This is a genomic window from Cognatilysobacter terrigena (assembly GCF_004361065.1).
Classification (GTDB): Bacteria; Pseudomonadota; Gammaproteobacteria; order Xanthomonadales; family Xanthomonadaceae; genus Cognatilysobacter; species Cognatilysobacter terrigena.
In genome coordinates this window covers 224,779-232,821 of record NZ_SELT01000003.1, presented here as the reverse complement: position 1 = coordinate 232,821, position 8,043 = coordinate 224,779, and the positions used below count along the sequence as shown (strand labels likewise).

Below are 8,043 nucleotides of genomic sequence, written 5' to 3'. Positions count from 1 at the left end.
CGACCGCGTCGGTGATGCCGTGAGCCATTTCGGTGCGCAGGTCCGCCAGGCGTGCGCGCGTCAACAGGAACTCCATCCGGAGCGCGTCGTCGACGTTGGCGAGCAGCGGCTCCGCCGCGGCCAATTCCGACTTCGCGTCGACGAAGCGCTCGGTCGCGATCGCCCGCTGCGCCCGCGCCACGTGCACGGCGACGCCGCACGGCCCGCAGCGCTCGCGGGTCGCCATCGCGTCGAGCACGGCGAGCGCGCGATCGGCGCGGCCATGCGCGTCCTGCTGGCGCTCCAGCGTTTCGACGGCGGTCCAGTAGCGCGCGCGATCGTCGATCGAAGCGTTCGGCCCCGGACGGTTGTCGGCCGCGCAGAGGCGCTGCAGCACGACCTGCGGACGCGGGTAACCGTGGAGGTGGACGTCGCGCAGGATCGTGGCCACCGACTCCGCATGTGCGGCGGTGGTCGCCAGCAGCAATGCGAGCGCGAGCGGGATGCGGGTCATCGCACCGGATATCGACCCGGGCGGACCCGCGCTTGATGGCGACGCCGGCGAGGTTTCATGAGCGAGTCATCCGGCGGCGACAGTCCATCGTCCGCGTCACGTGCGCCAGAGTGCTACCAGCATCGGCAAGCGCGACACCATGCGCCAGCGCACGGCACCGCACACGCCTCGCCGCTACGCCGCGGCCGACACCGCTGCATCCCCGCGCAGCGCCGCGCGATAGCGGCGGCTGCACGGCACGGTCGCGCCGTCCTGCATGACGATGCGCGCGTCGCCGGAATCGATCGGCTCGATGCGCTCCACGCGGTCGAGATTGACCATGTAGCTGCGGTGCACGCGGCGGAACGTCGCCGGGTCGAGGCGCTCCTCGATCTGCGCCATCGTGCTGCGCAGCGGGTAGTCGCGGCCGCGAACGCGCAGGTTCACGTAGTTGCCCGACGCCTGCAGCCACTCGATGTCCGCGGCCGGCACAAGGAATTCCTTGCCGAGCTTGCGCACCAGGAAGCGCTCGGGCCGCGCCACGGTCTCGACGGCCGGTGCGTCGTCGGGCGCGTCGAGCAGGCTCGCCTCGCCCTGCAGCCGGCGCAGGAACAGGCGGTAGGCCTCGATCGCGACCACCATGGCGGCGAAGCCGCGCACGTCCTTCAGGTATTCGTAGACCCACTCGCGCGGCCAATAGCCGAAGTCGTAGTGCGCGCCGAAGGCGGCGTAGGCGGCCTTCCGCAGCGCGACCATGCAGGCGACGTGGATCAGCGACCACACCACGCTGGCGACGAGGTACTCGGCCAGCCGCCGCCGCCAGCGGGCGAACTCGATAGGCCGCCAGCGGGTGAATGCGAGCAGCGCCGGCACCAGCGCCAGCACCATCAGGTTGCTGGTGACTTCCCAGACCACCGGCTCCCAGCCTGCGAAGCCGAGGTGCACGCGGCGGATGTCCATGATCGTCGTGATGCTGTTGCCGAGCGCATTGACCACGAAGTTGAGGATCCAGAACCCGTACTCGATCCACGGTCGCCACGGCTGGTAGCGGGCCCAGTCGGAGTCGGCGGCGGGTCGGGTCGCGTCGGTCATGCGCGCATTGTCACCGCTGGACGCGGCGTCGGGGATTCGTCCGTCCCAGCGGTCCACCGCTCGTCCCCGGGACGGCCCGATGCGTCCCCACGGGCGTTCCGGCGCGCCCTCGCGCCTCCACAGTCGGCCGCACTCCACACGGACGACCGACATGACGCGACGCCACGACATCGACGCCCTGCGCGCCCTCGCCTTCGCCCTCCTGATCCTCTACCACTGGGGGATGCTCTACGTCGGCGACTGGGGCTGGCACATCAAGAGCACCCATACGTTCGACTGGTTGCAGCTGCCGATGCTGGTGGTCAACCGCTGGCGCATGTCGCTGATCTTCGTGATCTCGGGCATCTCGAGCGCGTTCCTGCTCGGCCGGGCAACCAGCCTGTCGGTCCTCGGCCAGCGCACCTGGCGGCTGCTGCTGCCGCTGGTGTTCGGCATGCTTGTGATCGTGCCCGTGCAGCCCTACGTGCAGGGCATCCAGACGGGCTACGTGAAGCCGGGCTTCGTCGACTTCCTGCTCCGCTACTACGAGTTCAAGCCGTGGCCGAAGGGTGCGTTCGACGGCTGGGAGCACGGCCTGACGTGGAACCACCTCTGGTACCTCGCCTACCTCTCGGTGTTCACGGTCGCCCTCGTGCTCATGCGGCCGCTGCTCGACTCCCGTGTCGGCCTGCGCGTCCGCGACGCCTTCACCGGCCTGCGCGGCTGGGCGCTGGTGCTGCTGCCGGCACTGCCGATCGCCATCGAGACAGTCACGCTGCAGGGCCATTTCGAGGACACCGGCGACCTGATCCACGACGGCTATCGCGACGTCCTCTACTTCACGATGTTCCTCTACGGCTTCTGGCTCGCACGCGCCGACGGCGTCTGGGCCGAACTGGCACGACTGCGCCGCCGCACGCTGGCGTCGGCACTGATCCTGTTCCCGATCTACTACGGCCTCGGTCGCGTCCTGCCCGACGAGATGGCCGGCGCGCAGCAACTCGTCTGGGTGCTGCGCAGCGTCTACATCTGGATCGCGATCGCCGCGGTGCTCGGCTGGTCGAAGGCCTGCCTCGACCGCTCGTTTCCCTGGCTCGGCTGGGCAACGGAAGCGGTGTTCCCCTGGTACGTGCTGCACCAGAGCCTGATCGTGCTGCTCGCTTACTGGCTGGTGCCGCTGCGGCTGCCCGCGGGCCTCGAAGCGAGCGCGGTGCTGCTCGGCACCGTGGCGGGCTGCTGGATCGGTTTCGCGATCATCCGTCGCGCACCGCTGCTGCGCCCACTGTTCGGCATGAAGCTGCGACGTCGCGATCGCGAGCCGGCGCCCGCGCTGCATCTCGTCGCGCCAGCAAACGAGCTCGCTTGACCAGCACCGATGAAACGGACGCCCGGCCACGCGCCGGGCGTCCGCGTTGCCTCACTTCGATCCCGCAATCCGCACCGGCTGCGCGAAGGGCGCGATGCCGAGCGCCTCATCGACTTCCGACGGCGCGTAGGCCGTGTCGCCCTTGATCACCAGCGCGACCTTGCGGACATCGGAGATGTTCTGCGTCGGCTCGCCGTCGAGCAGCACGAGATCCGACGCCTTGCCCGGCGCGATCACGCCGCGATCGGTCGCACGCGCCACCGTCGCGCCATTGAGCGTCGCGATCTGCAGCACCTGCGACGGCGTCAAACCCGCCTGCACGTAAAGTTCCAGCTCGTGCTGCAGCGTGAAGCCCGGCATCTCGTCGGTGCCGGCGAGCAGCGGAACGCCCGCCTTGTACATGCGGCCCACGAACTCGACCATCTTCTTGTACGACGTGTCGAACTGCTTGTACGTCGCGTCGTCCGGGATGTTCATCTCCGCCGCCATGCGACCGCGCGTCACGTCCGGCGGCAGATGGTCCGCGACCGGCGCGACGATCGGCGACATCGTGCCGTCGCGCTGATGGATGAACTCGAACGTCGCCAGCGTCGGATCGCTCGCGATCTTCTTCGTCGCCATCGTGTGGATGAAGTCCTGCACCGGCTTGCTGTCGAAGTCGAGGTCCGCGACCTTGCGCGCCGGCAGGTAGAAGCGCTCGAGCGTGCGCGTGTCGGTCTTGTCGTCGACGAGGAAGTTCAGCATCAGCTGGTTGATGTGCTGGATCTCGTCGAAGCCGTCGTCGATCACGTCCTGCGCGCGCAGGAACGCCGGCACATGGCCGCTCACGCGCATGCCCTTGCTGTGCGCGTAAGCGACGGTGTCCTTCAGCACGTCCTTCGGGAACGAGTTGTAGATCTTGATCTGCGGGTAGCCGTGCTCGTGATACCAGTCGACCGCCTTCTTCGCTTCGTCGAGGTTCTTGATCACGAAGCCGTTGCGCGCCGACATCGGGCTTTCGCCTTCGATGAAGCCGGCCGGGGTGATGCGCGGCATCAGCAGCGTGCCGGCTTTCTCCTCGGCGATCATCTGCTGCAGCGTGGCGTTGTCGTTGCCCATGTCGCGCACGCTGGTGATGCCGGACGCGATGTTCAGACCGCCATCCCAACGCGAGACGTGCGCGTGCATGTCCCACAGGCCGGGAATCATCACGCGCCCGCCGCCGTCGATCGTGCGGTCCGCCTTCGCGGCCTTGCCGGTCGGCGTCACGGAGACGATCTTGCCGTCGCGGATCAGCACGTCGCTGGCGCCGCCGAGCTTTGCGCTAACGCTGTCGAACACGCGGACGTTGCGGATCAGCGTGCTGCCCGGAAGCGGCTTGGCGAGCTGCTTCTGCATCTGCACGAGCAGTTCTCCCTCCGCCTTCTTCTGACGCTCCTCGAGCTGCTTGCCGACGGTTTCCCACCCCTCCGGCACCATCTGCACGAAGCCCGGCGCGATGAACGCGAACATCTGCGGCGCGGCGTCGTCGGTGAACCAGCCGAAGTTCGGCGTCAGGCCCTGGCCGGTGAGCGCGAGCAGCTTCACCGTCTTCGTGTCCTTGCCGTTCGACACCTGCTCGCGCGCAAGCTCGCGCATCGTCAGCGTGCCGCCCGGCACCAGTGGCAACTTGCCGTCGGCACGCTTCGCCAGTGCCGCGACGGTCGCGGCGCCGGCCTGCGGCGTGCTCGCCAGCGGCGCGTATTCCGCGGTGCCGGTGACCGTGCGATCGCCGTGGTCCGCTGTCGTCTTCCAGCTCGCGCGATCGCCGTCGCGCGTGAAGGTCTCGTCGATCTTCGCCCCGAACGTCGACGTGCCGGTGACGCGGAACTTCGCGAACGTGCCGTCCGGCGCGAGCGTGTACTCCTCCTGCATCTCCGGCCCGCGGCCGTTGTCCTTGAAGACGAAGGACGTGCGCACGACGCCGTCGTCGCCCGTCGTGACGACCTGTTCGCCGGCCTTCTTGCCGTTGTCGACGAGCACGACCCAGCGTTGCGTCGTGGCGCTCCATGCGGGGACGGCGGGCAGCATGCACATCGCGATCAGCAGGCTTCGTGCCAGCGGTTTCATCGGGGCATCTCGGTTCGCGCCGTCAGTGGCGCCCGCCGAGCCTAGCGCGGCCGCGCGACGCACGGGCAGGCCTTTGGTCATGACGCGCCGCAAAAAAACATGCCGCCCGGAGGCGGCATGTCGGTGTCGGGATGCGAGGCGACGTCAGTGCTTCGGTTCGGACACGCCGCGCAGCAATTCGGCCGTCTTGCGGTCGCGACCGCTGAGCGCGATGTCGGCCTGCGCCACGACGCCGCAGAGGCGGCCGTCGCCATCGACCACCAGCAGGCGGCGGATCTGGCGCGACTCCATCAGTTCGGTGGCGTCGGTCAGGCTGCTTTCGATCGCGACGGTGGTGACCGGCGTCGTCATGCAGTCCTGCGCCGTGGCCTGCTGCGGGTCGCGGCCTTCGGCGACGAGGCGCACGGCGATGTCGCGGTCGGTCACCGTGCCGATGGGCCGGCCCTGCGCGTCGATCACGGGGACGAGGCCAATGTCGTTCTCCAGCATCAGGCGCGCAATGTCGCGCACGGGCGTTTCGGCCTGGCAGGCCGCCGGATCGGGGGTCATGACGCTGCGGATGTCCATGGGTACTCCAGGGTGACGGGATGCAGGCACGCTGCGGGAATTCGGGTCGGACGAACGTGAAACCGGCGCGTCAGCTGCCGTATGCCTTTCGTCATAGGTGGGTAAAGCGGCGGTCGGGTACCCTGCGCGTTCACTCCGTCGAGGCTCCTCCATGAAGCATCCTCTCGCCCTCGCGCTGGCGCTGGCCGTCGCGGCGACCACCGTTCCGGCGGTCTCCGACGCTGCGGCTCCCGCGAAGAAGTCCACGTCCAAGTCGACGTCCAAGGCCGCCGTGAACCCGTTCTTCAACATCAGTCCGCTGCCCCTGCACTACCCGCAGTTCGACAAGATCAAGGATACGGACTTCGCGCCGGCCTTCGACCGCGGCATGGCCGAGCAGCTGAAGGAAATCGACGCGATCGCCAACAACAAGGCCGCGCCGACCTTCGACAACACCATCATCCCGCTGGAAAAGAGCGGCCAGATCCTGCGTCGCGCGCAGACCGTGTTCGGCAACCTCGTCGGTGCGGACACCAACCCGACGCGCGACAAGCTCGACAGCCAGTACTCGCCGAAGTTCGCCGCGCACTACGACGCGATCTCGCTGAACCCGAAGCTGTTCGCGCGCATCGAAAAGCTCTACACGACGCGTGACTCGCTGGGCCTCGACGCCGAGAGCAAGCGCCTCGTCGAGAAGTACTACCAGGACTTCGTGCGTTCGGGCGCCAAGCTCGACGACGCGCAGAAGGCCAAGCTGAAGTCGATCAATGCCGAGATGGCGAAGCTCGGCACGCAGTTCAGCCAGAACGTGCTGGCCGAGCGCAACGACATGGCGATCGTCGTGGACAACAAGGCCGACCTCGCCGGCCTGTCCGACGAATCGATCGCGGCGGCGTCGAAGGCCGCGACCGACCACAAGATGCCGGGCAAGTACGTCATCGAGCTGGTCAACACCACCATCCAGCCGCCGCTGACAGTCCTCGAGAACCGTGCGCTGCGCGAGAAGATCTTCAAGGCGTCGATCGCGCGCGGCAGCCGCGGCAACAAGTTCGACAACACGGGCATCGTGTCGCAGGTCGCCAAGCTGCGCGCCGAGAAGGCCGCCCTGCTCGGCTACCCGACCTACGCCGCCTACGCGCTGGAAGACCAGACCGCGAAGACGCCGGAAGCCGTCAACGCGATGCTCGGCAAGCTCGCTCCGCCGGCCGTGGCGAACGCCAAGCGCGAAGCCGCCGATCTGCAGGCGATGATCGACGCCGAGCAGAAGGCCAAGGGCCAGCCGACGTTCAAGCTCGAGCCGTGGGACTGGGCGTACTACAGCGAGAAAGTGCGCCAGAAGAAGTACAACTTCGACGAATCGCAGCTCAAGCCGTATCTGGAGTTGAACAACGTCCAGCAGAATGGCGTCTTCTACGCGGCTAACCAGCTCTACGGCCTGACGTTCAAGGAGCGCAAGGACCTGCCGGTCTACGAGCCCGACGTGCGCGTCTTCGACGTGTTCGACAAGGACGGCAAGCAGCTCGCGATCTTCATCTCCGACATGTACGCGCGTCCGTCGAAGAACGGCGGCGCGTGGATGAACTCGTACGTCGACCAGTCGGCGCTCACGGGCTACCTGCCGGTCGTCGCGAACCACCTCAACATCCCGAAGCCGCCGGCCGGCCAGCCGACGCTGCTGACGTGGGATGAAGTCACCACGATGTTCCACGAGTTCGGCCACGCGCTGCACGGCATGTTCTCGAACGTGAAGTACCCGTACTTCTCGGGCACCAGCGTGCCGCGCGACTTCGTCGAGTACCCGTCGCAGGTCAACGAGATGTGGGCCGACTGGCCGGAGATCCTCGCGAACTACGCCAAGCACTACCAGACCGGCGCGCCGATGCCGAAGGAACTGCTCGACAAGGTGCTCGCGAGCAGCAAGTTCAACCAGGGCTTCACCACGACCGAATACCTCGGCGCGGCGATGCTCGACCAGAACTGGCACCAGCTGCCGGCGGCGCAGATCCCGGCCGCGTCGGGCGTGATGGCATTCGAAGCCGATGCGCTCAAGAAGGACGGCGTCGACTTCTACGCCGTGCCGCCGCGTTACCGCACGCCGTACTTCAGCCACATCATGGGCGGCTACGCGGCCGGCTACTACGCCTACATCTGGTCGGAAGTGCTCGATGCGGACAGCGTCGAATGGTTCAAGCAGAACGGCGGCCTGTCGCGCAAGAACGGCGACCACTTCCGCGAGACGCTGCTCTCGCAGGGCGGCAGTCAGGACGCGATGGTGCTGTTCCGCAACTACACGGGCCGCGATCCGTGGATCGAGCCGCTGCTGAAGCGCCGTGGTCTCGACGCGACGACGGCCGACGACAGCAAGGCGCCGACCGACGCCACGCCCGCGACGCCGACGAAGAAGTAATTCGCCCACGCTGCACGACGAAACCGCCCGGAGCGATCCGGGCGGTTTTGTTTTGGGCCGACGCTGGTACCCGATGTCGTCGAGCGGTCGCGC

Annotated in this window: 6 protein-coding genes; 2 read left to right on the top strand and 4 right to left on the bottom strand. The window is 67.7% G+C overall.

The window, feature by feature from the left end:
* Together EVS83_RS04085 and EVS83_RS04080 are read right to left on the bottom strand one after the other, a co-directional pair.
* The coding region (locus EVS83_RS04085; protein WP_133499740.1) for a hypothetical protein at positions 1-493 on the bottom strand (493 nt) is incomplete at its 3' end.
* A gap of 174 nt (positions 494-667) precedes the next feature.
* On the bottom strand, positions 668-1,564 hold the full coding sequence (locus EVS83_RS04080; protein WP_133499739.1) for a LytTR family DNA-binding domain-containing protein: 897 nt from the start codon (positions 1,562-1,564) through the stop codon (positions 668-670).
* Positions 1,565-1,715: 151 nt separating this feature from the next.
* Between EVS83_RS04080 and EVS83_RS04075 the strand changes: the two genes are divergently transcribed.
* The gene (locus EVS83_RS04075) at positions 1,716-2,909 is read left to right on the top strand and encodes an acyltransferase family protein (protein ID WP_133499738.1); all 1,194 of its coding nucleotides are present in this window, start codon (positions 1,716-1,718) and stop codon (positions 2,907-2,909) included.
* Between the two features lie 51 nt (positions 2,910-2,960).
* Here the strand turns inward: EVS83_RS04075 and EVS83_RS04070 are convergent, their stop codons facing one another.
* Together EVS83_RS04070 and EVS83_RS04065 are read right to left on the bottom strand one after the other, a co-directional pair.
* A complete protein-coding gene (locus EVS83_RS04070) occupies positions 2,961-4,997 on the bottom strand; it encodes an amidohydrolase family protein (protein ID WP_133499737.1) in 2,037 nt (678 codons plus the stop codon).
* A gap of 144 nt (positions 4,998-5,141) precedes the next feature.
* Positions 5,142-5,564 (bottom strand): CBS domain-containing protein, encoded by a 423-nt coding sequence (locus EVS83_RS04065; protein WP_166636795.1) that lies wholly within the window; start codon positions 5,562-5,564, stop codon positions 5,142-5,144.
* Positions 5,565-5,715: 151 nt separating this feature from the next.
* On the opposite strand from EVS83_RS04065, the gene EVS83_RS04060 reads away from it, so the two are divergent.
* Positions 5,716-7,950, top strand: a complete 2,235-nt coding sequence (locus EVS83_RS04060) for a M3 family metallopeptidase (protein WP_133499735.1) — start codon at positions 5,716-5,718, stop codon at positions 7,948-7,950.
* The last annotated feature ends 93 nt before the right edge of the window (positions 7,951-8,043 follow it).